General features: G+C 77.1%; 21 protein-coding genes and 1 pseudogene. 10 read left to right on the forward strand and 12 right to left on the reverse strand.

The annotated features are described in order from the left end of the window. The first annotated feature begins 453 nt into the window (after window positions 1-453). The 3 genes from ACRYMN_RS00825 (at window position 454) to ACRYMN_RS00835 (ending at window position 4,003) form a co-directional block, all read left to right on the forward strand. The gene (locus ACRYMN_RS00825; RefSeq protein ID WP_179749831.1) at window positions 454-657 is read left to right on the forward strand and encodes a cold-shock protein; all 204 of its coding nucleotides are present in this window, start codon (window positions 454-456) and stop codon (window positions 655-657) included. A 288-nt stretch (window positions 658-945) separates the two neighbouring features. After that, window positions 946-2,574, forward strand: coding sequence for a chaperonin GroEL (groL, locus tag ACRYMN_RS00830; protein WP_432490974.1), 1,629 nt, complete (start codon window positions 946-948; stop codon window positions 2,572-2,574). A gap of 142 nt (window positions 2,575-2,716) precedes the next feature. Beyond that, window positions 2,717-4,003 carry a D-arabinono-1,4-lactone oxidase gene (locus ACRYMN_RS00835; protein WP_432490976.1) on the forward strand — a complete coding sequence of 429 codons (1,287 nt, stop codon included), beginning with the start codon at window positions 2,717-2,719 and terminating at the stop codon, window positions 4,001-4,003. Between the two features lie 12 nt (window positions 4,004-4,015). On the opposite strand, the gene ACRYMN_RS00840 is transcribed toward ACRYMN_RS00835, so the two are convergent. From ACRYMN_RS00840 to cofC, 3 genes and pseudogenes are all read right to left on the reverse strand, one after another. Beyond that, window positions 4,016-4,627, reverse strand: coding sequence for a suppressor of fused domain protein (locus ACRYMN_RS00840; RefSeq protein WP_432490978.1), 612 nt, complete (start codon window positions 4,625-4,627; stop codon window positions 4,016-4,018). Between the two features lie 14 nt (window positions 4,628-4,641). After that, a pseudogene (gene cofG / locus ACRYMN_RS00845) lies at window positions 4,642-5,940 on the reverse strand (7,8-didemethyl-8-hydroxy-5-deazariboflavin synthase CofG); the annotation flags it as partial. Continuing rightward, window positions 5,937-6,659 carry a 2-phospho-L-lactate guanylyltransferase gene (cofC, locus tag ACRYMN_RS00850; RefSeq protein ID WP_432490980.1) on the reverse strand — a complete coding sequence of 241 codons (723 nt, stop codon included), beginning with the start codon at window positions 6,657-6,659 and terminating at the stop codon, window positions 5,937-5,939. The gene cofC and the pseudogene cofG, both read right to left, overlap by 4 nt. Window positions 6,660-6,733: 74 nt before the next feature. Between cofC and ACRYMN_RS00855 the strand changes: the two genes are divergently transcribed. The 3 genes from ACRYMN_RS00855 to ACRYMN_RS00865 all read left to right on the forward strand — a co-directional run bounded on the left by ACRYMN_RS00855 (window position 6,734) and on the right by ACRYMN_RS00865 (window position 9,852). After that, window positions 6,734-7,195 carry a molybdenum cofactor biosynthesis protein MoaE gene (locus tag ACRYMN_RS00855; protein ID WP_432490982.1) on the forward strand — a complete coding sequence of 154 codons (462 nt, stop codon included), beginning with the start codon at window positions 6,734-6,736 and terminating at the stop codon, window positions 7,193-7,195. A 78-nt stretch (window positions 7,196-7,273) separates the two neighbouring features. After that, a complete protein-coding gene (locus ACRYMN_RS00860) occupies window positions 7,274-8,359 on the forward strand; it encodes an FO synthase (RefSeq protein WP_432490984.1) in 1,086 nt (361 codons plus the stop codon). Beyond that, window positions 8,356-9,852: a flavin-containing monooxygenase gene (locus ACRYMN_RS00865; protein WP_432490986.1), complete on the forward strand. Its 1,497-nt coding sequence runs from the start codon at window positions 8,356-8,358 to the stop codon at window positions 9,850-9,852. The genes ACRYMN_RS00860 and ACRYMN_RS00865 overlap by 4 nt, the downstream gene beginning before the upstream one ends. 10 nt (window positions 9,853-9,862) lie before the next feature. Here ACRYMN_RS00865 and ACRYMN_RS00870 read toward each other — a convergent pair whose 3' ends face one another. The 3 genes from ACRYMN_RS00870 to moaA all read right to left on the reverse strand — a co-directional run bounded on the left by ACRYMN_RS00870 (window position 9,863) and on the right by moaA (window position 11,992). Continuing rightward, window positions 9,863-10,342: a hypothetical protein gene (locus ACRYMN_RS00870; RefSeq protein ID WP_432490988.1), complete on the reverse strand. Its 480-nt coding sequence runs from the start codon at window positions 10,340-10,342 to the stop codon at window positions 9,863-9,865. 229 nt (window positions 10,343-10,571) lie between these two features. Next, window positions 10,572-10,814 (reverse strand): MoaD/ThiS family protein, encoded by a 243-nt coding sequence (locus ACRYMN_RS00875; protein WP_432491164.1) that lies wholly within the window; start codon window positions 10,812-10,814, stop codon window positions 10,572-10,574. A gap of 77 nt (window positions 10,815-10,891) precedes the next feature. Continuing rightward, on the reverse strand, window positions 10,892-11,992 hold the full coding sequence (moaA, locus tag ACRYMN_RS00880; protein WP_432490990.1) for a GTP 3',8-cyclase MoaA: 1,101 nt from the start codon (window positions 11,990-11,992) through the stop codon (window positions 10,892-10,894). A 179-nt stretch (window positions 11,993-12,171) separates the two neighbouring features. Here moaA and ACRYMN_RS00885 point away from each other — a divergent pair, with 179 nt between their 5' ends. Beyond that, complete coding sequence (locus tag ACRYMN_RS00885) at window positions 12,172-12,327, forward strand: hypothetical protein (protein WP_432490992.1); 156 nt, start codon at window positions 12,172-12,174, stop codon at window positions 12,325-12,327. A gap of 129 nt (window positions 12,328-12,456) precedes the next feature. On the opposite strand, the gene ACRYMN_RS00890 is transcribed toward ACRYMN_RS00885, so the two are convergent. The 4 genes from ACRYMN_RS00890 to ACRYMN_RS00905 form a co-directional block, all read right to left on the reverse strand. Further along, window positions 12,457-12,747: a WXG100 family type VII secretion target gene (locus ACRYMN_RS00890; protein ID WP_432490994.1), complete on the reverse strand. Its 291-nt coding sequence runs from the start codon at window positions 12,745-12,747 to the stop codon at window positions 12,457-12,459. Window positions 12,748-12,968: 221 nt separating this feature from the next. Beyond that, window positions 12,969-14,408 (reverse strand): S1C family serine protease, encoded by a 1,440-nt coding sequence (locus tag ACRYMN_RS00895; RefSeq protein ID WP_432490996.1) that lies wholly within the window; start codon window positions 14,406-14,408, stop codon window positions 12,969-12,971. 104 nt (window positions 14,409-14,512) lie between these two features. Then, window positions 14,513-16,171 (reverse strand): sensor histidine kinase, encoded by a 1,659-nt coding sequence (locus ACRYMN_RS00900; RefSeq protein WP_432490998.1) that lies wholly within the window; start codon window positions 16,169-16,171, stop codon window positions 14,513-14,515. Continuing rightward, the gene (locus ACRYMN_RS00905) at window positions 16,168-16,887 is read right to left on the reverse strand and encodes a response regulator transcription factor (protein ID WP_432491000.1); all 720 of its coding nucleotides are present in this window, start codon (window positions 16,885-16,887) and stop codon (window positions 16,168-16,170) included. The genes ACRYMN_RS00900 and ACRYMN_RS00905 overlap by 4 nt, the downstream gene beginning before the upstream one ends. 84 nt (window positions 16,888-16,971) lie before the next feature. Here ACRYMN_RS00905 and ACRYMN_RS00910 point away from each other — a divergent pair, with 84 nt between their 5' ends. Next, the gene (locus tag ACRYMN_RS00910; protein ID WP_432491002.1) at window positions 16,972-17,766 is read left to right on the forward strand and encodes a HipA family kinase; all 795 of its coding nucleotides are present in this window, start codon (window positions 16,972-16,974) and stop codon (window positions 17,764-17,766) included. Continuing rightward, window positions 17,759-18,151 (forward strand): DUF3037 domain-containing protein, encoded by a 393-nt coding sequence (locus ACRYMN_RS00915; protein ID WP_432491004.1) that lies wholly within the window; start codon window positions 17,759-17,761, stop codon window positions 18,149-18,151. Before ACRYMN_RS00910 ends, ACRYMN_RS00915 begins: the two co-directional genes overlap by 8 nt. A 79-nt stretch (window positions 18,152-18,230) precedes the next feature. On the opposite strand, the gene ACRYMN_RS00920 is transcribed toward ACRYMN_RS00915, so the two are convergent. Then, window positions 18,231-20,162, reverse strand: coding sequence for a PhoX family protein (locus ACRYMN_RS00920; protein ID WP_432491166.1), 1,932 nt, complete (start codon window positions 20,160-20,162; stop codon window positions 18,231-18,233). A gap of 279 nt (window positions 20,163-20,441) precedes the next feature. On the opposite strand from ACRYMN_RS00920, the gene ACRYMN_RS00925 reads away from it, so the two are divergent. Beyond that, window positions 20,442-22,532, forward strand: coding sequence for a M3 family metallopeptidase (locus ACRYMN_RS00925; RefSeq protein ID WP_432491006.1), 2,091 nt, complete (start codon window positions 20,442-20,444; stop codon window positions 22,530-22,532). Window positions 22,533-22,585: 53 nt separating this feature from the next. Here the strand turns inward: ACRYMN_RS00925 and ACRYMN_RS00930 are convergent, their stop codons facing one another. Continuing rightward, entirely contained in the window at window positions 22,586-23,437 is an 852-nt protein-coding gene (locus ACRYMN_RS00930) for a helix-turn-helix domain-containing protein (protein WP_432491008.1), read from the reverse strand. Window positions 23,438-23,511: the final 74 nt, after the last annotated feature.

Consider the following 23,511-nt stretch of genomic DNA (forward strand, 5'->3'; position numbering starts at 1 on the left):
CGCGCCAGCTCGCCGCGCGCCGGGGTGCGCACCGCACCCGCCGCGGCCCGGCCGGCGTGCTGCTGCTCGTGCTGGTGTGGGCGCTGCTCGCCGCCGCCGCCCTCGCCGCGCTCGTGCTGGCGGTGCGCCGGCTGCTCGGGCCGCTGCTGGAGGGGCTGCCCGGCGTCCCCTGAGGAGGTGCGCACGCCGCTGCGCCCGCCGGCGCCCGCCACTGCGGTGCCGGTGCGGTGCCGCCCCGGTGCCCCCGCGCGTCCCGTGCGTCGGCCTGGGAGAACCCTGCCCCGCGGGCCCCTCGCCGCACTAGCCTGAGCAGCGGTCGATCAGCTCGACGGGCACGCCCCCCTCGGGAGCGCCGCGCCGGGGTCGCCCACGGCCTCACCGCCGCGGGCAGCGTGAGACCCGTCCCCGGGCGATGCCGGGGGCGTCCCGCTCGCTGCACCACAGGAGAAGGCAATGGCTCAGGGCACCGTGAAGTGGTTCAACGCCGAGAAGGGGTACGGCTTCATCACCGTCGACGACGGCGGGGCGGACGTGTTCGTCCACTACTCGGCCATCGTCGCGGACGGCTACCGCTCCCTCGAGGAGGGGCAGCGCGTCGAGTTCGAGGTCGGGCAGGGGCAGAAGGGCCCGCAGGCCGAGAGCGTGCGCGGCCTGTGAGCCGCCCGCGCCGGCGCCCGCCCCTCCGGGGCGCGGGGCGGCCGCCGGTGCGGCGGGTGGGACGGGGGACCCGGGGGGTTTGCACTCGGGGTGGGTGAGTGCCAACATTGGCGTTGGCACTCTCGAGTCGAGAGTGACAGCACAGCAGCACCTCGACCCGGGAGCGAAAGCTCCGGGCCGGACCGGTGAGGCCGGTGGTGCGGGGGACGTGACCCCGCCGCCGCCGGTCGTCCGTCGCGGGCACCGCTCCGGCCGACCACCGCCCGCCTTCTGGGAGGAACACCAGGCATGAGCAAGATCATCGCCTTCGACGAAGAGGCCCGTCGCGGTCTCGAGCGCGGGATGAACCAGCTCGCCGACGCCGTCAAGGTGACGCTCGGCCCCAAGGGCCGCAACGTCGTCCTGGAGAAGAAGTGGGGCGCCCCCACCATCACCAACGACGGTGTGAGCATCGCCAAGGAGATCGAGCTCGAGGACCCGTACGAGAAGATCGGGGCCGAGCTCGTCAAGGAGGTCGCGAAGAAGACGGACGACGTCGCCGGCGACGGCACGACGACCGCGACCGTCCTGGCCCAGGCGCTGGTGCGCGAGGGCCTGCGCAACGTGGCCGCGGGTGCGAACCCGATGGGCCTCAAGCGCGGCATCGAGAAGGCCGTCGAGGCCGTGACCGAGCAGCTGCTCGGCGCCGCCAAGGAGGTCACCACCAAGGAGCAGATCGCCGCGACCGCCGGCATCTCCGCCGGTGACGCCTCCATCGGCGAGCTGATCGCCGAGGCCCTCGACAAGGTGGGCAAGGAAGGCGTCATCACCGTCGAGGAGAGCAACACCTTCGGCCTCGAGCTCGAGCTCACCGAGGGCATGCGCTTCGATAAGGGCTACATCTCGCCCTACTTCGTCACCGACGCCGAGCGTCAGGAGACCGAGCTCGAGGACCCGTACGTCCTCATCCTCAACTCTAAGATCTCCACGGTGAAGGACCTGCTCCCGCTGCTGGAGAAGGTCATGCAGTCCGGCAAGCCGCTGGTGATCGTGGCCGAGGACGTCGAGGGCGAGGCCCTGGCGACCCTGGTCGTCAACAAGATCCGCGGCACCTTCAAGTCCGTGGCCGTCAAGGCCCCCGGCTTCGGCGACCGCCGCAAGGCCATGCTCGGCGACATCGCCATCCTCACCGGTGGCCAGGTCATCTCCGAGGAGGTCGGGCTCAAGCTCGACACCGCCGACCTCGACCTGCTGGGCCGCGCCCGCAAGGTCGTCGTCACCAAGGACGAGACCACCATCGTCGAGGGCGCCGGCGACGCCGACGCGATCGCCGGCCGCGTGGCGCAGATCCGCTCCGAGATCGAGCGCAGCGACTCCGACTACGACCGCGAGAAGCTGCAGGAGCGCCTGGCCAAGCTCGCCGGCGGCGTGGCCGTGATCAAGGCGGGCGCGGCCACCGAGGTCGAGCTCAAGGAGCGCAAGCACCGCATCGAGGACGCGGTGCGCAACGCCAAGGCCGCCGTCGAGGAGGGCATCGTCGCCGGTGGTGGCGTGGCCCTCATCCAGGCCGGCACCATCGCCTTCGAGAAGCTCGAGCTGAGCGGTGACGAGGCCACGGGCGCGAACATCGTCAAGGTCGCCGTCGAGGCCCCGCTGAAGCAGATCGCCGTCAACGCCGGCCTCGAGGGCGGCGTCGTGGCGGAGAAGGTCCGCAACCTGCCCACCGGCCACGGCCTGAACGCCGCGACCGGCGAGTACGTGGACCTGCTCGAGGCGGGCATCAACGACCCGGTCAAGGTGACGCGCTCGGCGCTGCAGAACGCCGCGTCCATCGCGGGCCTGTTCCTGACCACCGAGGCCGTCATCGCCGACAAGCCGGAGAAGGCCGCTCCGGCCGCCGGCGGCGGCGACGGCGGCATGGGCGGCATGGACTTCTGAGTCCCGCTGCTCCACCCGCACCACCTGCACCACCCACCGGGGCGGTCCTCCACCAGGAGGGCCGCCCCGGCGGCGTCCCGGGCCGGGCGCGGGATCCGGGGGAGTGCTGCGGGATCGTGTTTGCATCGATTACCGTGCGCGGGTGAGCACCCCGACGACGACGTCCAGCGGCACCCTCGACCCCGGCCTGAACTGGGCGCGGAACCTGCGCTACCGCGCCGCGCGGCTGCACCGCCCGCGCAGCGTGGAGCAGCTGCAGGAGCTCGTCGCCACCTCGACGCGGCTGCGCGCCCTGGGCACGCGGCACTGCTTCAACGACGTGGCCGACTCCCCGGGCGACCTCGTGAGCGTGGCCGACCTGCCCCTCGAGGTGGACGTCGACGCCGCCCGCGCCGTGGCCCGGGTGAGCGCCGGCACCAGCTACGGCGCGCTCGCCCGGCGGCTGCACGCGGCCGGCTGGGCGCTGCGCACCATGGCGTCGCTGCCGCACATCAGCGTCGCCGGCGCGGTGTCCACCGCCACCCACGGCTCGGGCGACCGCACGCAGAACCTCGCCGCCGACGTGCGCGCGCTGGAGCTCGTCGGCCCGGACGGCGCGCTGCGCCGCGTCGAGCGCGGCGAGGAGGAGTTCGACGGCAGCGTCGTCGCCCTGGGCGCCCTGGGCGTGGTCACCGCCTTGGAGCTGGACGTCGTGCCCACCTACGAGGTGCGCCAGGACGTCTACTCGGGGCTGTCCTTCGCCGCGTTCACCGAGCACTTCGACGCCGTGACCTCCGCCGCGTACAGCGTCAGCGTCTACACCACCTGGGTGGGCGAGGAGACCGCGCAGGTGTGGCTGAAGTCCCGCACGGCGGACTCGCCCGACGCCCCCGCCGAGCTGTTCGGCGCCCGGCGGGCGGGCGAGCCGCTGCACCCGCTGCCGGAGGTGGACGTGCGCAACGCCACCGAGCAGCTCGGCGTGCCCGGGCCCTGGCACGAGCGGCTGCCGCACTTCCGCGACAGCTTCCAGCCCAGCGACGGCGAGGAGCTGCAGGCGGAGTACCTGCTCGCCCGCGAGCACGCCCTCGCCGGGATCGAGGCGCTGCGCGCGCTGGGGCCGGCCACCGCCCCGCTGCTGCACATGTGCGAGGTGCGCACCGTCGCCGCCGACGGCCTGTGGCTCTCCTCCGCGCACGAGCGCGACGCGGTGGCGTTCCACTTCACCTTCCGCCAGCGCCAGCCGGAGGTGCTGGCGGCGCTGCAGCGCGTCGAGGACGCGCTGCTGCCGCTGGGGGCGCGCCCGCACTGGGGCAAGCTGTTCGTCGCCGGCGCCGGCGCGCTGGCCGGGCTGTACCCGCGCTTCGCCGACGCGCGCGCCCTCGTGGCCCGCCGCGACCCGCAGCGCGTCTTCGCCAACGACTTCACCGACCGGATCGGGCTGACGGGCTGACCCGCGGGCCCCTCAGCCCAGCGCGACCGGCGGGCGCGCGGGGTCGGCCACGGCCACCTCCCCGGCGACGAAGCGGTCCTCCAGCGCCTCCAGGCCGCGCGCGTCGAGGAACGCGCGCTCGGCCTCGTGCAGGGGCACCGCCTGCAGCCAGCGCACCGGCGGGCCGTCGTCGAGCCGGTAGCGCGCCAGCCGGGGGAAGGAGCCCGGGGCGGTCAGCAGCAGGTGCTCGGTGGGCGTGCCGAACACCTCCCCGGCGATGCCGGGCAGCACCGCGCCGGCGCGCACCGGCCAGCCCTCGGCGACCGCGGTGAACGCGCTGGCCACCAGCAGGGCCGCGGCGTCGGCGGGGTCCACCCCGGCCAGCACCGTCACCAGCTCCACGCGCTCGTCGTGCCGGTCGGCGCCGGAGCCGACGAGGTCGACCCAGCGGTGCATCGAGAGGGTGGAGACCGACACGTGGTCCGGGCGCGGGGCCCCGCGCACCGTCAGCACGTCCAGCCAGCGCCGGCCGGTGCTGTCGCAGAACTCGGAGAACTCCGGCGCGGCGTGCGGGCCGAGCTCGCGCGCGGCGAAGCGCGCCATGCGCACCTCGGCGTCGGAGGGGGCGGGCGGCTCGGTGCTCACCGCGCCACCCGCACGCCCACCGGCCGCGCCGACTCCACCGCCAGGCCGGTGACCGGGTCGGCCAGCGCCGCCAGCGGCGCGTGCAGGGCGGCGTCGACCCACTCCTCGCCGCCGGCCAGCGCGTCCAGCACGAAGCGCGGGTGGGCGGTCAGGCGCTCGGCGAGGCGGAAGCCCGCGCTCGAGGTGGTGGCGGCCAGGTCGTCCAGCTGCGGCCAGGGCCGCTCGGGGTTGACGTGGTCGGGGGTCAGCGGGGAGACCCCGCCCCAGTCGTCGACGCCGGCGGCCAGCAGCTGCGCGCGCTGCCCGGGGTCGGACAGGTTCGGCGGCGCCTGCAGGGACACGCCCGCGCCCAGCAGCAGCCGGGCCACGGCGATGGCCGCCAGGTACTCCTCGTGGCCGAGGTCGTCGGCCCCGCGCATCGCGGTGTCGTCCTTGGCGCGGAAGTTCTGCACGATCACCTCCTGCACCCCGCCGTGCTCGGCGGCGACGTCGCGGATCGCCAGCAGCGAGTCCACCCGCTCCGCCGGCGTCTCTCCGATGCCCACGAGGATCCCGGTGGTGAACGGCACGCGGGCGCGGCCGGCGTCGTGCAGCACCCGCAGGCGCAGCGCGGGGTCCTTGTCGGGGGAGCCGAAGTGCACCTGACCCGGCTCGCTCCACAGCCGCGTCGCGGTCGTCTCCAGCATCATGCCCATCGAGGGCGCCACGGCCCGCGAGGAGCGCAGCGCCTCGAACGTCATGACGCCGGGGTTCAGGTGCGGCAGCAGCCCGGTCTCCTCCAGCACCAGCCGCGCCAGGTGCTGCACGTACTGCAGCGTGCTGCCGAAGCCGCGCTCGTCCAGCCAGCGCCGGGCGGCCGGCCAGCGGTCCTCCGGGGCGTCGCCGAGGGTGAACAGCGCCTCCTTGCAGCCGGCCGCCGCGCCCGAGCGCGCGATCGCCAGGACGTCCTCGGGGCTCAGGTACGCCGCCGGGACCCGGCCGGGCACGGTGGCGAAGGTGCAGTAGTGGCAGCGGTCGCGGCACAGCCGCGTCACCGGCACGAACACCTTCTTGGAGTAGGTGACCACCCCGGCGCGCCCGGCGCGCTCGACGGCCTCGTCGCGCACGGGCGCCGCCAGCGCGCACAGCCGCCCCAGCTCGGCGCCGCGCGCGTGCAGCAGCACCTCGGCGGAGGCGGCGTCCAGCTCCCCGGCGGCCGCGGCGCCCAGGGCCGAGCGCAGCGCGCCCGGTCCGGGGGCCGCAGCGGCCGGGGCGGTCGGCCCGGTGCCGGTCGCCGCGCGGCGGCGCGGCGCGGGCAGGGAGGTGCTGGTCATCGGGGGCCTCCGGGGGTCGAGGGGCTGGAGGGCGTGCGCGCTGCGGGGGTGCGCGCGGGGGCGTGCGGGACGGGGGAGCCGGGCGAGCCGGGGGAGCGGGGCGCGACGACGCCGGTACCGCCCAGCGCGGCCGCGGTGCGCGGGCCCACGCCCAGGGCGGCGGCGCGCTGGAGGGCCTGCAGGGTGTCCACGTCGCGGCGCAGGCTGGGCAGGGCGGCGCTCAGCGCCCGCGCGCCGGCGGCGCGGTGCGCGGCGGCCGAGCCGGGCCCGAAGCGGTGCGGCGGGGCGCCGTCGCGGTCGGCGACCAGGACCGAGCCGTCCCCGTCGGCGTCGGCCACGAGCACCGGGCCCGCGGTGGCGGCGGCCTGCTCCAGCGCCGCGGCGAGGTCCTCCGGGCGCAGGGCCGGCAGGTCGGCCACGAGCACGGCGCTCGGGCCCGGCCCCAGCGCGGCCAGCCCGGCGTCGACGGCGCGGGCCAGGCCGGGCCCGCCGGCCGGCACCGCCCGCGCGCCCACGGCCTCCGCCGCCGCGCGCACCCGCTCGTCGTCGCTGACGCACACCACCTGCGCCACGGCGCGGCAGCGCAGCGCCGCCTCCAGGCAGTCCAGGGCCATCGCGCCGGCCAGGGCCAGGCGCGGGCCCGGCGGCAGGGCCAGGCGCGTCTTGGCGTCGCCGCCGCCCTTGACGGGCACGACGACGCGCCAGCTGCCCGGGTGCACCCGGCGAGTCTCCCCCACGGGCCCCGGGTGCCGCCGCCGGGCCCCCGGGCTGCGCCCGCGCCTACCCTCGTGCCGTGGCGACCGCACCGGACACCTCCCGCACCAGCGCCCCGGCCCGCCGGGTGGCCCGCGCGCTGGTCACCGACGCCGCGCTGGACGTGGCCGAGCACGCCGCGCTGGTGGGCGACGCGGCCGCCGGGGCCGTGGTCACCTTCGCCGGGGTGGTGCGCGACCACGACGGCGGCCGCGGCGTGCACGACCTGCGCTACGTGGCGCACCCCAGCGCCGCGGCGGTGCTGCAGCGGGTGGCCGGCGAGGTCGCCGCCGCGTGCCCGGTGGACGCCGTGGCCGTCAGCCACCGCCTGGGCGACCTGGCAGTGGGCGAGGTGGCGCTGGCGGTGGCGGTCTCCGCCGCCCACCGCGCCGAGGCGTTCACCGCCTGCGCGCGCCTGGTGGACGAGGTCAAGGCGCAGCTGCCGGTGTGGAAGCACCAGCGCTTCGCCGACGGCGGTGCCGAGTGGGTCGACTGCCCCTGAGGTCGCGCCGCCGAGGTCAGCGCCTCTGAGGTCAGCGCCCCTGAGGTCGCGCGGCACCCGGGGGGTTAGCCTCGCCGCGTGCCACCCGCCGACCTGCGCGCCGCGCTGCGGACCGCGGCCTCCGACCCCGACCGGCTGGACGACGCGCAGGCCGAGGCGCTGCTGGGCGCCGACGGCGCGGCCCTGGAGGAGCTGTGCGCCACCGCCGACGCGGTGCGCGCCGCGCGCGCCGGGGAGGCGGTCACCGTCGTCGTCAACCGCAACCTCGACACCGAGCGCGTCGGCGCGGGCACGCCCGCCGCGCGCGCCCGGGTGCGCGAGCTGGCCGCCGAGGCGCAGCGCCTGGGCGCCACCGAGGTGTGCGTGCAGGGCCCGCTGCCGGCCGGCGCACCGGCCGACGGCTACCTGGACCTGGTGCGCGACGTGGCCGCCGGCGCGCCGGGGATCCACCTGCACGCCTTCCGCCCCCCGGAGGTCGCCGACGCCGCGGCGCGCCGGGGCAGCACGGTGCGCGCGTTCCTCGAGGCCGCCCGCGCGGCCGGGCTCAGCTCCGTGCCCGGCACCGCCGCGCGGATCCTCGACGACGGGGTGCGCGAGCGCCTGGCCGGCCGCCCGGACCTGCCGGTGGCGCGGTGGGTGGAGCTGGTCACCACCGCCCACGCGGTGGGCCTGACGTCCACGGCCACGATGGTGCACGGGCACGTGGAGAGCCCCGCGCAGCAGGTGGCGCACCTGCGGCTGCTGGCCTCGATCGCCGAGCGCACCGGCGGCTTCACGGAGTTCATCCCCATGCCGTTCGTGCCGCCGCCGGGGGCGGTGCTGCCGGCGGGCTGCCGCCCGGGCCCGGACGCGCGCGAGGTGCGGGCCGTGGTGGCGGTGGCGCGCCTGCTGCTGGCCGGCCGCGTCGACCACGTCCAGGCGCCGTGGCCGAAGCTGGACGCGGCGCTGGTGGTGCGGCTGCTGCGCGGCGGCGCGGACGACCTGGGCGGGCTGCTGCTGGACGGGCTGCTGGACCCGGCCGCCGGGCAGGAGCAGGGGGTGACGATGGGCGTCGCGGACGCCGCGCGCCTGGCCGCGGCCGCCGGGCGCCCGCTGCGCCGGCGCAGCACCCGCTACGAGGACCTCGGGCCGGGCGTCCCGCCCGTCGCAGCGGGGGCGGGGTGAGCACGGGCCACTCCCCCGGCCCCGCCGGTGGCTGCGTCGGTGGCGGCGGCGGTGTCGAGGAGGTCGACGTCGCGGTCGTGGGCGCCGGGATCGCCGGGATCGGCGCCGCGGTGCGCCTGGCGCGGCGCGGGCGCGAGTCGTTCGTCGTGCTCGAGCGCGCCGGCGACGTCGGCGGCACCTGGCGCGACAACACCTACCCGGGCGTGGCGTGCGACGTGCCGGCGCACCTGTACTCCTTCTCCTTCGCGCCCGACCCGTCGTGGACGCGGGTGTTCGCCCCGGGCGCGGAGGTGCACGCCTACCTGCGCCGGGTCGCCGGCGAGGTCGCCGACCGGGTGCGGCTGCGCACCGAGGTGCGCTCGGCGCGCTGGGACGCCGCCGCGCAGCGCTGGGCGGTGCTCACCTCCGCCGGGCCGCTGCGCGCGCGCGTGCTGGTGTTGGCGGCCGGCCGGCTGACCGAGCCGCGCGCGCCCGGGGTGGAGGGCCTGGACTCCTTCGACGGGCCGGTGGTGCACTCGGCGCGCTGGCGCGAGGACGTCGCCTGGGACGGCGCGCGCGTGGGCGTGGTCGGCTCCGGCGCCAGCGCCGTGCAGCTGGTGCCGCAGCTGGCGCGGCGCGCGGCGCGGCTGACGGTCTTCGCCCGCAGCGCGCCGTGGGTGGTGCCGCGCGGCGACCGTCCCTACGCGCCGGCCGAGCGGGCCGCGTTCGCCGCCGACCCCGCCGCGCTGCGCCGGCTGCGCGAGGAGGTCTTCGCGCGGATGGAGGGCGGCATCGCCGCCCGCCGCGGGGTGCCGGCGGAGGTGGAGGAGCTGCGCGCGCGGGCGCTGGGCCACCTGGCCGCCCAGGTGCCCGACCCGGCGCTGCGCGCGGCGCTGACGCCCGGCTACGAGGTCGGGTGCAAGCGGGTGCTGCTCTCGGACGACTTCTACCCGGCGCTGCAGCGGCCCGGCGTGCGGTGGGTGCCCTCGGCGCTGCGGCGCCTGGAGGGGCGCACGGCGGTGGCCGCCGACGGCACCCGCGCGCCGCTGGACGCGCTGGTGCTGGCCACGGGTTTCACCACGACGTCCCAGCCGTACGCCGAGCTGGTCACCGGCCGCACCGGCACCCTGGCGCGCGCCTGGGAGGACGGGATGGTCTCGCACGCCTCGACGGTGGTGCACGGCTTCCCCAACATGTTCGTGCTGGACGGGCCGAACGCCACGCTGGGGCACAACTCCGCCGTGCACGTCATCGAGAGCCAGATCGGGTACCTGCTCGGCGGGCTGGACCACCTGGCCCGCACCGGCGCGCCCCTGGAGGTCAGCGCGGAGGCGCAGCGGCGCTACACCCGGCGCATCGACGAGGCCGCGGCGGGCACGGTGTGGCTGCGCGGGGGCTGCTCGAACTGGTACGTGGACCCGCGCAGCGGCCGGCTCACCCTGCTGTGGCCGGACACCGCCACGGCCTTCCGCGAGCGCAACGGCACCTTCGACCCGGCGGCGTTCGCGGCCTGAGCGGGGCGCGTCAGCCGTCGGGCGGGACGGTCATCGGGGCCCCGGCGTGGTAGGTCACCGGCAAGCGCCCCACCTCGTGCCGCAGGCGCCGGGCCAGCTGCCAGCCGCGGGTGCCCCACTCGGCGTGCGCCACCGGGTCGCTCCAGCCGTGCTCGGGGCCGTCGGGACCGCTCAGCAGCCCGTTCCACGCGCGCAGGTCCGCAGCCAGGGCGGCGCTCGCCCCCAGGGCGGTGACGTCCACGGCCCCGGCGCGCGAGGGCCCGTCCGGGCCGTCCCACACCCCGGTGCCCGTCCAGGCGGCCTGCACCACCAGCTGCGCCGGCGGCGCGGTGGCCAGCGGCGCGGCCGGGACGTCGAGCGCGGGACGCACTCCGTCCGGCGGGGTGGCGGACCAGTGCAGCGGCGCCTCCTCGACGGGGCGCGGCGCGGTCGAGCCGGGACGCCAGGTGTGCGCCGACGTCGACGAGCTCGTCGACGCGCACCGAGTCACCGGCCGCCGCGTCCAGCGCCGCTCCGGACGTGACGCCGGTCGCCCCCAGGTGCGCGCCGACGGCCGCGGTGCCGCTCACGCCCAAGACCTGCTCGGTGGCGTCCTGCACCAGCGTGAGCACCTCGTCAGCCAGGTGTCCGTCCGCGTACGAGCTCTCGGCCAGCAGCCACGCGCGCAGGGCGCGCCGACGCTGGCCGCGCGTCGCGGTGCCGTCGGGGAGCACGGCCGCTCAGCCGCCGGCGAAGGGCGGCAGCACGTCCACCACGGCCCCGGCGGGCAGCGGGTCGCCGCGCTCGGCGCCGACGCCGTCGAGCAGGAAGGTGCAGGCGGCCAGCACGCGGGCGAGGGCCGGGCCGCGGGCGGCGCCCAGGGCGGCGAGGAGGTCGGCGAGGGTGGCGCCGGTGGGCAGCGCCACGCGCTCCTCCTCCACGCCGGCGGCCTCGGCGGCGCCGGCGAAGTAGCGCACCCCCACCGGCTGCGCCGGCGCGCCCGCCCCGGTGCCCGTGGTGCCCGTGGTGCCCGTGGTGCCCGTCGCGTCCGTGGTCACGCTCAGCCCCCGATCGAGCTCATGGGACGGTCCGGGTGCAGGAACCCGGGGTCGTCGATGTCGTGGCCGGCGCGCTTGCCCCACATCGCCGCGCGCCAGGTCGCGGCCAGCTCGGCGTCGCCGGCGCCGGCGCGCATGGCGTCGCGCAGGTCGGTCTCGGTGGTGGAGAACAGGCAGGTGCGCACCTGCCCGTCGGCGGTCAGCCGGGTGCGGTCGCAGTCGCCGCAGAAGGGGCGCGTGACCGAGGCGATGACGCCGACGTCGCCGGTGCGCCCCTCGCGGTCGGTGACGTCCCACGTCTGGGCGGGGGCCGAGCCGCGGCTGGTGCCGGGGCGCTCGCGCAGCTCGAACTCGCCGCGCAGCGCGGTGAGGATCTCCTCGGCGGTGACCATGTCGCTGCGCTGCCAGGTGCCGTGCGGGTCCAGGGGCATCTGCTCGATGAAGCGCAGGCGGTAGCCCTCGCGCAGCGCCCAGCGCAGCAGCGGCACCGCCTCGTCGTCGTTGGTGCCGCGCAGCAGCACGGCGTTGACCTTCACCGGGGCCAGGCCGGCGTCGGCGGCCGCGCGCACCCCGGCCAGGACGTCGGCGTGCCGGTCGCGGCGGGTCAGGGCGGCGAAGCGGGCGGGGTCCAGGGTGTCCAGGGAGACGTTGACGCGGTCCAGGCCGGCGGTGGCCAGCGCGGGGGCGCGGCGGACCAGGCCGATGCCGTTGGTGGTCAGCGAGGTGCGCACGCGCTCGCCCTCGGGGGTGCGCAGCGCGGCCGTGGCGGCCACGACGTCCTCCAGGCCCCGGCGCAGCAGCGGCTCACCGCCGGTGAAGCGCACCTCGCGCACGCCCAGCTCGCGCACCGCCAGGGTGACCAGGCGCACGACCTCGCCGTCGTCGAGGACGGCGGGCCGCTCCAGCCAGGGCAGGCCCTCCGGCGGCATGCAGTAGTGGCAGCGCAGGTTGCAGCGGTCGGTCAGCGACACGCGCAGGTCGCGCGCGGTGCGCCCGTGCCGGTCGCGCAGGGGCCCGGAGGCGAAGCGCTCGGCGGCGTCGGCGGCGCGGGCGGGTGGAGCGCCGGCCGGTCGCACCGCGGGCAGCCCCAGGTCCACGCTCATCACCTCCACACCCTAAGCGGCACCGCCGCGTGCGACCCCTCGTCGCCCCAGGTTCTGACTGCGTGTAACGGAGCCGTCACGATTTTGCCGCTGACGCGGTTGTGACTCGATCGTGACTGGCTTTCGACCGAGAAGAGAGCTAAGTTCAAGGTGAACGAAAGATGAACGGGAGGTGCCACATGAACGACATCCAGGCCAAGAAGGTGGGAGCTCCCCGCGCGCTGCAGGCGCAGTGGGTGCCCGTGCGCGACGCGAGCGGGCGCACCCGCATGGAGATGCGCTGGAGCGCGCCGGCCGCGGTGCCGCGGCCGGTCCCGCTGCGTCGCGCCGCCTGACGAGCGTCGCTCAGCGGTCCTGAGGAGGGGGTGCCCGGCCAGCGGCGGCCGGGCACCCCCTCCTCGCACGTGCGGCACAGGCCGCGGCCGCGACCGGCGGCGGTGGAGCCCCGGTGGGGTGCCGGCGGCTCAGCCGGCGAACATCCGGGCGTTGGCCGCCTCCACGTCCGCGTACTGCCTCCCCGCCTGGGCCAGCGCGCGCTGGATGTCCTCCAGCGAGGCCCGCACGCGGTCCTGGGTGCCGCGCCACTGCGCGCTCAGCGCCTGGAAGCCCGACGCCGCCTGCCCCTTCCAGCACGACTCCAGGTCGAGCAGGTGGCGCATCATGCCGTCGACCTCGGTGGCGAGGTTGGCCGCCGAGGCGGAGACCGCCGCGCTCGCCTGCTCCACGCGCGCGCTGTCGACCTCGAACCTGCTCATGGACCCCTCCTCCGCGCGGCACGCCCGCGCCCCGTGGGGAGGGCCGTCCCTCCCCGCCGGTGCCTGACGCTAGGCGCCGTGCGCGCCGGGGGCCCCGCTCGTCCACAGCGCCGCCGCTCGCGGCCCGCGGCGCACCGCGGTGGCTCCCGCGGTGGACCGCCCGCGCCTCGCGAGGGCCCGGCCGCGCCGTGCGGCCGGACCCTGCGCGGTGCGGTTCGCGCTTACTCCTCCGGCCGGGCGGTCAGGGTCGCCGTCAGCGTCTCCTCGCGGCCGTCGCGCACGACGGTCAGCTGCACCTCGCTGCCCACGGCCTTCTCGCGGATCGTCGCCGTCAGCGACTCGTAGCCGGCCGTGCGACCGCCGTCGACGGCGGTGATGACGTCGCCGGCGCGCACGCCCGCCTCGGCCGCCGGCGTGCCGTCGGTGACCGCGGCGACCTCCGCGCCGGTGCGCGTGACACCGTCGGCGGTGACCGTGGCGTCCTGCTGCGCCAGGCTCACGCCCAGCCAGGCGTGCTCGGCGGTGCCGTCGGCGACGAGCTGGTCGGCGATCATGCGGACCTCGTTCGAGGGGATGGCGAAGCCGAGCCCGATGCTGCCGGCCTGGCCGCTGGAGGAGCTGCTCAGCGACGCGATGGAGGAGTTCACCCCGACGACCGCGCCGGTGGCGTCCAGCAGCGCGCCGCCGGAGTTGCCGGGGTTGATGGCCGCGTCGGTCTGGATGGCGTTGGTCGCCACCGTCTCCGCGGTCGACTGCTGCCCGAACGGGCTCTGCGAGCCCTCGCTCTCGGCGGTCGTCAGCACCGGCCGGTCCACCGCGGAGACGATGCCCGTGGTGACGCTGCCGGCCAGGCCCAGCGGGTTGCCCAGCGCCATGACGGCCTGCCCGGGCACGACCGCGTCGGAGTCCGCGAACGTGGCCGGGCGCAGGTCCGAGGGGGGGTCCTGCAGCTGGATGACGGCCAGGTCGGTGGCCGGGTCGGTGCCCACGACGCTCGCGGCGTACTGGCGCCCGTCGCTGAGGGTCACGGTGATGCGCCCCCCGGAGCCGGCGCCGGCGACGACGTGGTTGTTCGTCACGACGCGGCCCTGCCCGTCGTAGACGATGCCGGAGCCCTCGCCCGAGCCCTGGGAGGAGGTGACGGCGACCGCGACGACGCTGGGGGAGACCGCGGAGGCCACCGCCTGCCAGTTCACCGTCGTCTCGCTGACGCCCTGCACCGCGGCGGGGCCGGCGGTCGCCGAGCCCGCGCTCTGGTCGGGAGCGCCGAGGAGGGCGGCGGTCAGCGCGCTGGCGGCCACGGCACCGGCGAGCGTCGCGCCCGCCACGCCCAGCCAGCCCGGTCCGCGCCGCCGGCCGCGCCCGCCGCCGGAGCCGCCCGGCCCCCCGCCGGGGGCGTCGGGGGGCGTCGGCCCGGCGGGGGTGGCCCACGGGTCGCGGTGCGCACCGGGCACCGGCTGCGTGGCGTCCTCGCCGGGCTCGCCGTACCCGGGGCCGTACCCGGGGCCGTACCCGGGGCCGTACCCGGGGCCGTCCCCGTGCCCGGTGTCGCGCGCGGTGCGCTCGCGGTCCTCGACACCGGTCCCGCCGACCGGGGAACCGCCGGACGTGGCGGGCCACCAGGTGCCGGTGGTGCCGTTCTGCTCGTCGGAGCGGGTCATCCTCGTCCACCTCTGCTGCGTCGTGGAGGCCCGCCCGGGAGGTGCGGACCCTCACCACCATTGGGCACCGCGCACCTGCGGGTGCTCGTGGAGGACGCTGGGTGTCAGCTGTGGATCCCGTGCGCCGCCCCGCCGGTCCGTCCGCTCCCGCCCGTCCTGTCGACGCCCTCGTCGACGGGCTCGTCGACGGGCTCGTCGCCCGGTTCGGCGGCCAGCTGACGGGGAGCGGCGCGGAAGCGCACCCGGAAGGTCGCCCCGCCGCCGGGGGTGGGCACCACCGCCACGGTGCCGCCGTGCCCGCGCACGATGGTGTCCACGATGGCCAGGCCCAGCCCGGAGCCGCCGCCGGTGCCGCGCCGGCGGGAGGCGTCCACCCGGTAGAAGCGCTCGAAGACGCGCTCGGCCTGCTCCGGGTCCAGGCCCGGGCCGTGGTCGCGCACCTCCAGCACCGCCTCCGGTCCCGAGGGGCCGGCCACCAGGCCCACGGCCACCTCCACCGGCGTGCCGGCGGGCGTGTGGTGCAGGGCGTTGGCCAGCAGGTTCGTCACCACCTGGCGCAGGCCCGCCTCCTGCGCCAGCACCACCGCCGAGGACGGGCCGGTGCCGGGCAGGACCCCGTCCAGGCGCACCCGGCGCTGCGGCGCCAGCGCGCGCGCGTCGTGCACCGCGTCGGAGGCGACCACCGCCAGGTCCACCGGCTCGGCGGGCCGCTGCTCGCCGCGGTGCTGCGCCTCGTCCAGGCGCGCCAGGGCCAGCAGGTCCTCCACGAGGCGCCCCAGCCGGGTCGACTCGTCCTCGATGCGGCCCATGACGTGCGTCACCTCGCCGGGCTCGCGCACCGCGCCCTGGCGGTGCAGCTCGGCGAAGCCGCGGATCGCGGCCAGCGGCGTGCGCAGCTCGTGGCTGGCGTCGGCGACGAAGCGGCGCATCTGCTCCTCGGAGCGCTGCCGGGCGCGGAAGGACTGCTCGATCTGGGTGAGCATCGCGTTCAGCGCCCGCGACAGGCGGCCGATCTCGGTGCTCGGCGCCGCCGGGGGCACCCGGCGCGAGAGGTCGCCGGAGGCGATGGCCGAGGCGGTGCGCTCGATGTCGCCCAGCGGCCGGAGGGATCGCCGGATGGCCACCGCGGCCAGACCGGTGCCCACCAGGAGCACCCCCGCACCCGCGAGCAGCGCGACCGTGCGGTAGTCCGCCAGCGTCTGCTCCACGCGGGTCAGGGGTTCCGCGACGGCCACTGCCTCGACCTGGTCGGAGCCGCGGACGGCGTAGACCCGCACGCGCCACTGCTGCCCGTCGACCCCGGGTGCGGTGAACGGCGCGCCAGCCCGCTCGCCCACCACCTCGGCGGTCAGCGCCGGCAGTTCCGGGCGCGCCGGGCAGGTGCCGTCCTGCACCCCGCTCGGGCACACCTGGTAGACGGTGGCGCCGCTCGCGTCCGCCAGCAGGACGTAGAAGGACGAGAAGCGGCCCGGGTCGACGCCCCTGGGATCGAAGCCGCCCCAGCCCCACCTGGACCCGCCCAGGGCGAAGTCGGCCGCTTCGGAGCCGGGTCTGGCCAGCTCCTCGTCCACCTGGTCCATGAGGTTGCCGCGCAGCAGCGCCAGGGAAGCCGCGCCGAAGGCGGTCATCGCCACCAGCAGCAGCGCCACCGCGATGACGAGCAGCCGCGCCTGCAGGGAGAGGCGGTCCACCAGCGCGCGCACCCGTGCCCGCACGACCTCCACCGCGCCGGCCCGGGCCGGCGCGGCGCCCGGCGCGCTCACCCTGCGGCCGCCGGCACGCGCAGCACGTAGCCGACGCCGCGCTTGGTGTGGATGAGCGGGACCACGTCCTCGGTGTCCAGCTTGCGCCGCAGGTAGGAGATGTAGGACTCCACGATCCCGGCCTCGCCGGCGAAGTCGTAGTCCCACACGTGGTCGAGGATCTGCGCCTTGGACAGCACCCGGTTGGGGTTGAGCATGAGGTAGCGCAGCAGCTTGAACTCGGTGGGGGACAGCTCCACCGGGCGCCCGGCCCGGCGCACCTCGTGCGAGTCCTCGTCCAGCTCCAGGTCGTGCAGGACCAGCCGGCCGGAGTCGGGGCCGGTGGGCCCGCCGGTGCGGCGCAGCACCGCGCGGATGCGCGCGACGACCTCCTCCAGGCTGAACGGCTTGGTGACGTAGTCGTCGCCGCCGACCGTCAGGCCGTTGACCTTGTCGGCGGTGTCGTCGCGGGCGGTGAGGAAGAGCACCGGCACGGGGCGGCCGCGCTCGCGCAGCTTGCGGGTGACGGTGAAGCCGTCCAGGTCCGGCAGCATCACGTCCAGGACCACCAGGTCCGGGCGGACCTTCTCTGCCAGCTCCAGCGCCTGCGCGCCGTCGCCGGCGGAGGTGACGTCGAAGCCGGCGAAGCGCAGGCTGGTGGCCAGCAGCTCGCGGATGCTCGGCTCGTCGTCCACGACGAGCAGGCGCGCCTCGGGCGCGGTGTGCGTGCTCCTCACCCCGCGAGTGTGCTCCGTGAGGCTGGGAGATCGCTGGGGACCCGCCGGGCGCCGCACCGGCGCGCGGCTGGCAGACTCGCCGCCGTGCTGCGCCCCGTCACCGCCACCCGGTACGTGCTGCCGCTGCGCGAGGGCGGCAGCATGCCGGGCCTGTGCGAGGCCGACGACCTGGGCACCTACGTGGTGAAGTTCCACGGCGCCGGGCAGGGCCGGCGGGTGCTCGTCGCCGAGGTGCTCGCCGCCCGCGTGGCCGCGGCGCTGGGCCTGGAGGTGCCCGAGCTGGTGCTGGCCGAGGTGGACCCCGTCATCGGCCGCGGCGAGCCCGACGAGGAGGTGCAGGACCTGCTGCTGCGCTCGCCGGGCGCGAACCTGGGGATGGACTTCCTGCCCGGGGCGCTGTCCTTCGACCCGGCGGTGGACCCCGTGGACCCGCTCTGGGCGGCGCGGGTGCTGTGGTTCGACGCGCTCGTGCTCAACGTGGACCGCTCCTGGCGCAACCCCAACGCCCTGTGGTGGGGCGGGCGCCCGTGGCTGATCGACCACGGCGCGGCGCTGTACTTCCACCACGACTGGGCGCGCGCGGCGGCCGGCACCGCCCGGCCGCTGCGCCACGCGGAGGACCACCTGCTGCTGGGTGCGGCCGCCGGCGTCGGCGACGTGGACGGCGACTGCGCCGCGGCGCTGACGCCCGCCGTGCTGCGCGCAGCGGTCGAGGAGGTGCCGCAGGTGTGGCTGGAGGGCGAGCCGGGGTTCGCCTCGGTCGCGCAGGTGCGCGCCGCGTACCTGGAGTGGTTCACCGCCCGGCTGGCCCCGCCGCGGCCCTGGGTGGCGCAGCTGGCCGAGGTGCAGCGGGCGCAGCGGGGGGCGCGCCGTGGCTGAGGGCCTGGACGTCTACGAGTACGCCGTGGTGCGGGTGGTGCCGCGCGTGGAACGCGCGGAGTTCCTCAACGCCGGGGTGGTGCTGTGGTGCCGCGCGCGCGAGCACCTCGCGGCGCGCACCGCGCTGGACGGGGCGCGCCTGCGCGCCCTGGCCCCGGACGTGGACGCCGCCGCCGTCGGGCGGCACCTGGCCGCGCTGGAGGGCGTGTGCGCGGGGGACCCCGCCGCCGGCGCCGCCGTCGCCGAGGCGCGCGGGGCGCGCTTCCGCTGGCTGACGGCGCCGCGCAGCACGGTGCTGCAGACGTCCCCCGTGCACTGCGGGCTGACCGCCGACCCGGCCGCCGAGCTCGAGCGGCTGGTGCGCGCGCTGGTCACCGGCCCCTGACGCGCGCGGGGGCGGCCGCCGGAGCGCTCGCTCCGCCGACCGCCCCCCGGGGGCGCCCCCGCCCGCGGGCGGGCCGGTCTCAGACCCGGTGCACCTGCACGACCGACGGGCGCGGCTGGCCCGTGCCGTCGTACGGGAAGAACGACGCCGGCGCGTCGACGCTGGCGCCCTCCACCTCGCCGGGGTGCTGCACCGCGACGAACACGGTGCCGTCGCGGTGGATGACGGGGCCGCAGGTCTCCGCGCCGGTGGGCACGGAGAGGAACTGCCGCACCAGGCCGCGGTCCGGGCCGTCGACGACGACCTCGTAGAGACCGTCGTTGGTGCCCAGGGTGCTGCCGTCCGTGGAGATCCACAGGTTCCCGGCGGTGTCGAACGCCAGGTTGTCCGGGCACGAGATCGGCGAGACCAGCGAGCGGTCCACGTCGCCGAAGTACGTGGAGGCGTCGACCGGGTCCCCGCACACCAGCACGAGGTTCCACGAGAAGCGCGTCGCCGCGGCGTCGTCGCGCTCCTCGGTGATCTCCACGACGTGACCGTCCTTGTTGGCCGGGCGGGGGTTCGCCTCGTCCACGCCCGGGTTCGTCCCGGTGCCGCGGCGGGTGTTGTTGGTGCAGGCGACGTAGACGCGGCCGTTGACCGGGTTGCGCTGCACGTCCTCGGGGCGGTCCATCTTGGTGGCGCCCACGACGTCGGCGGCCAGGCGGGTGTGCACGAGCACCCGCTCGACGGAGAAGCCGGGCACGCGCGAGACGCCGCCCTGCACGAGCGGGACCCACTCGCCGGTGCCGTCGTAGCGGCCGTCGCCGGTGCCGTCGCCGGTGAAGCGGGCGACGAACAGGTCACCCTCCTCCAGCAGGCGCAGGTTGTTCTCGCGGTCGCCCTCGCGGTACCTGCGCTTGGAGACGAACTTGTAGACGTAGTCGAAGCGCTCGTCGTCGCCCATGTACGCCACCGCGCGCCCGTCGGCGGCGATGCTGATGGTGGCGCCCTCGTGCTTCAGGCGGCCCAGGGCGGTGTGCTTGCGCGGGGTCGAGGTGGGGTCGTACGGGTCGACCTCGACGATCCAGCCGTGGCGGTTGGGCTCGTTGGGCTCGCGGGCGGTGTCGAAGCGCGCGTCGACGCGGTCCCAGCCGCGGCCGGCGCCGCCGATGCCGTAGCGCTTGTATGCCGGGTCGGTCGCGGTGGCGGGGGCGCGGAAGTACCCGTTGAAGTTCTCCTCGCCCGAGAGGACGGTGCCCCACGGGGTGGTCCCGCCGGCGCAGTTGTTGAAGGTGCCCACCGGGGTGCGGCCCTGCGGGTCGGTGGAGGTGCGCAGCAGCGGCGAGCCGGCGGCCGGGCCGGTGAACCGCATGGGGGTGTGCGGGGTGATGCGGCGGTTGACGCGGCCGTCGCGCAGGTAGGTCCACGGCGCGCGGGGACCGCGACGGCGCAGCTCGACGATCGACATGCCGTGCGCGGCCATGGCGGTGCGCAGCTGCTCGTCGGTGGGCCCGTCCTGCTCCGCCCAGCCGCGGAACATGATCTCCTCGTTGCTGTACTCGTTGTTGCACACGAGGACCGCGCGGTTGAGGTTCCCGCCCAGCGGCAGCACGTCGGTGTAGTCGTTGTTGTAGCCGAACTGCCCGGCCTGCGCCTCGGGGGTCTGCGCGTCGATGTCGAACTCCGGCGCGCCCGGCAGGATGGGGTCGCCCCAGGAGATGACGGTGCTCCAGGTGAAACCCTCGGGCACGTCGAAGGTGTCGGACTCGCCCGGCACCGGCGCGATGGGGGAGAACTCGATCTGGTGGCCCGGCTCGCCGTGCGGGCCGCGTCCGGGCGCGCCGGGCGCGCCGGCGCTGGCGTGCGGGGCGCGCGCCACGGCCGCACCGGCCACGCCCAGGCCCACCAGGCCGGCGAGCACCCCGCGGCGGGAGACGGCCGCGCGGACGACGTCGCCGAAGTAGGCGTTGGCCGTCGTGTTCGCCACGGGCTTGGCGCACGCGGTGCCGCAGCGGTAGTGGCACGTCATCGGGCTGCGGCGCCCGGCGGGGGCGTAGGGCAGCAGGTCCAGCGTCGGGCGGCAGGCGTCCGTCGTCACGGGGGTGTTCTCCTCGGGGCATCGCGATCGGCCGGGGACCCCGGCCGCGGGCCGCCGAGCGGCGGCCGTGCGCGGCGCACGGTAGGGACGACGAAGCCCGTCGAAGACCACCAGCGGGTGACCGGCGGGTGAACCGTCGATGACCAGTCGCGAGCACGGTGAGCCTTGCCTTCCTCGCCGCTCCACGGGGGGTTGCGGCAGGATCACCGCATGACGCCGAACGCTGCGAACGAGCGATCCGCCGGCCCCGCGGCGCCGGACGGCGAGGACCCCTTCGCCACCGCGAGCGACCTGCCGTTCGGGCTGCCGCCGTTCGACCGCGTGCGCCCGGAGCACTTCGCGCCCGCCTTCGAGGCGGGCGTGGCCGCCCACCTGGCCGAGCTCGACGAGCTGATCGCCGCGGACCCGCCCGCCGCCGCGTTCCTCGACGCGCTGGAGTCGGCGGGGCAGCGCCTGGCGCGCGCCGAGGCGGTGTTCTGGAACCTCACGGGCACCGACGCCGACGACGCCCTGCGCGCGGTGCAGGAGGAGTGGGCGCCGCGGCTGGCCGCCCACCACGACGCGGTGCGCCTGGACCCGCGCGTGCTGGCGCGGGTGCGCGCGCTGCGCGAGGACCCGCCGGCGGACCTGGACGCCGAGGCGCGCCGGCTGCTGGAGCGGCTGCACTCCGACGCCGCCCGCTCCGGGGCCCTGCTGGAGGGGGCGGGCGCGCAGCGGCTGCGGGAGCTGAACGCGCAGCTGAGCGCGCTGGCCACCCGCTTCGACGTGGAGCTGCTGGCCGACACCAACGACCTGGCGGTGCGCTTCGAGGACGCCGCCGAGCTGGAGGGCCTGCCGGCCGCGGAGCTGGCCCGCGCCGCCGAGGCCGCCCGCTCCCGCGGCGTGCAGGGGTACCTGCTGGCGCTGTCCCTGCCCACCGGCCAGCCCGTGCTGGAGCTGCTGCGCCGGCGCTCCTCGCGCGAGCGCGTGCACCGCGCCTCGGTCTCGCGCGGCGGCCGCGGCGGCGCCCACGACACCCGCGCCCTGCTGCAGCGGATCGCCGCGCTGCGCGCGGAGCGGGCGCGGCTGCTGGGCTTCGCCGACCACGCCTCCTGGGTGGTGGCCGACGAGACCGCCGGCGACGCCGCGGCCGCCGAGGCGATGCTGCGCCGGCTGGCCCCGGCCGCCGTCGCCAACGCCCGCGCGGAGCAGGCGGAGCTGACCGAGCTGCTCGTCGCGGACGGCGAGGCGGCGCCGCTGCGCGCGTGGGACTGGGCGCACTACGCCGCCCGCCAGCGCCGCGAGCGCTTCGCCGTGGACGCCGAGGCGCTGCGCCCCTGGTTCGAGCTGGAACGGGTCCTCCTCGACGGGGTGTTCGCCACGGCCTCGGCGCTGTACGGGCTCTCCTTCGCCGAGCGCACCGACCTGCCCGTCTACTCCGGGCACGTGCGCGTGTTCGAGGTCTCCGGCGAGGACGGCCCGTTCGGGCTGTACCTGTTCGACCCGTACGCGCGCGAGTCCAAGCGCGGCGGGGCGTGGATGAGCTCGTTCAGCGACCAGTCCCGGCTGCTGGGCACCGCGCCGGTGGTGGTGAACTGCCTGAACGTGCCGCGCCCGGCGGCCGGGGAGCCGACCCTGCTCACCGTCGACGAGGTCGAGACCCTCTTCCACGAGTTCGGCCACGCGCTGCACGGGCTGCTCTCCGACGTGCGCTACCCGCGCTTCTCCGGCACGAACGTGCCGCGCGACTTCGTGGAGTTCCCCTCCCAGGTCAACGAGTTCTGGGGCTTCGAGCCCGAGGTGCTGCAGCGCTACGCGCGCCACCACGCCACCGGTGAACCGTTGCCGGAGGGCGCGGCGGAGCGCCTGCGCGCCGCGCGCGCCCACGGGCAGGGCTTCTCCACGCTGGAGTACCTGGCGGCCGCCCTGCTGGACACCGCCTGGCACCGGATCGCCCCCGGGGCGCTCGACGCAGCGGTGCCCGAGGACGTCGAGCGCTTCGAGGCCGCGGCGCTGGCCGAGGCCGGGGTGGCGCTGGAGGCGGTGCCCCCGCGCTACCGCAGCACGTACTTCCACCACGTCTTCGGCGGCGGGTACGCGGCGGCGTACTACTCCTACGTGTGGAGCGAGGTCCTCGACGCCGACACCGTGGAGTGGTTCGCCGAGAACGGCGGGCTGCGCCGCGAGAACGGCGAGCGGTTCCGCGCCGCGCTGCTCTCGCGCGGCGGCAGCGTGGACCCGCTGCAGGCGTACCGCGACTTCCGCGGCCGCGACGCGCGCATCGAGCCGCTGCTGCGCCGCCGGGGCCTGGCCGGTGTTTGAGCGGTCTCTGAGCGGGGCCTGAGTCGGGCCTGCGCAGCGGCGTCGGCGCGCCGCTACGCCGGACCCGCGTCCGAGGGCGCGCGCGCGGCGGTGCGCTGGGCTGCCAGGATACCCAGCAGCGCCAGCCCGTCCGCGCTGGGGGAGCCCGCGGCGGCGTGGTAGACCACGAGCTGCTGCCCGACCGACCCGCGCACGTCGAACGCCTGCACGTGCAGCGTCAGCTCGCCCGCCTGGGGGTGCGCGAACCTCTTGCGCTCGGCGGTCTTGCCGCGCGCGTCGTGGCGGTCCCACGCCCGGGCGAACCGCGGGTCGTCGCCCAGCCGCTCCCGGACCGCGCGGATGCGCGCGTCGCCGGGGTGCGCGCCGTCGGCCAGGCGCAGCGCGGCGACGGTGTCGCGCGCCACGACGTCGCGCTCGGGGTACAGCGAGCGCGCCAGCGGATCGAGGAGGACGAGCTCGACGAGGTTGCGGGTCGTCGGGAAGGCGCAGAACAGCTCCTCGGCCAGGGCGTTGGCCGCCAGCACGTCCAGGGCGCGCCCGAGCACCAGCGCGGGGGTCGCCGGCCAGGCGTGCAGCAGCTCCACCAGCCGCGGGTCGACCCGCTCGGGACCGGCGGCGCCGCCGGCGGGGACGCCGGGGGCCATGCCCGCCAGCCGGTACAGGTGCTCGGCGCCGTCGCGGGTCAGGTGCAGCGCCGCGACCAGGGAGTCGAGCACGGCCGGTGAGGGGTTGCGCTCGCGGCCCTGCTCCAGGCGCACGTAGTACTCGACGCTGATGCCGGCCAGCAGGGCGACCTCGCTGCGGCGCAGGCCCGGCACCCGCCGGCGCGCACCGGCCGGCAGGCCGGCGTCGGCGGGGGAGAGCTCGCCGCGGCGTGCGCGCAGGTACTGCCCCAGGCCGTCCACACCCTCACCGTCCTCCGTTCGCGAACCCCTGCACGGTAGTGCGCGGTAGCCCGGCGAGGGTGGCCGTGGCGCTA

The organism is Kineococcus gypseus (assembly GCF_050871305.1).
Taxonomy (GTDB): Bacteria; Actinomycetota; Actinomycetes; order Actinomycetales; family Kineococcaceae; genus Kineococcus; species Kineococcus gypseus.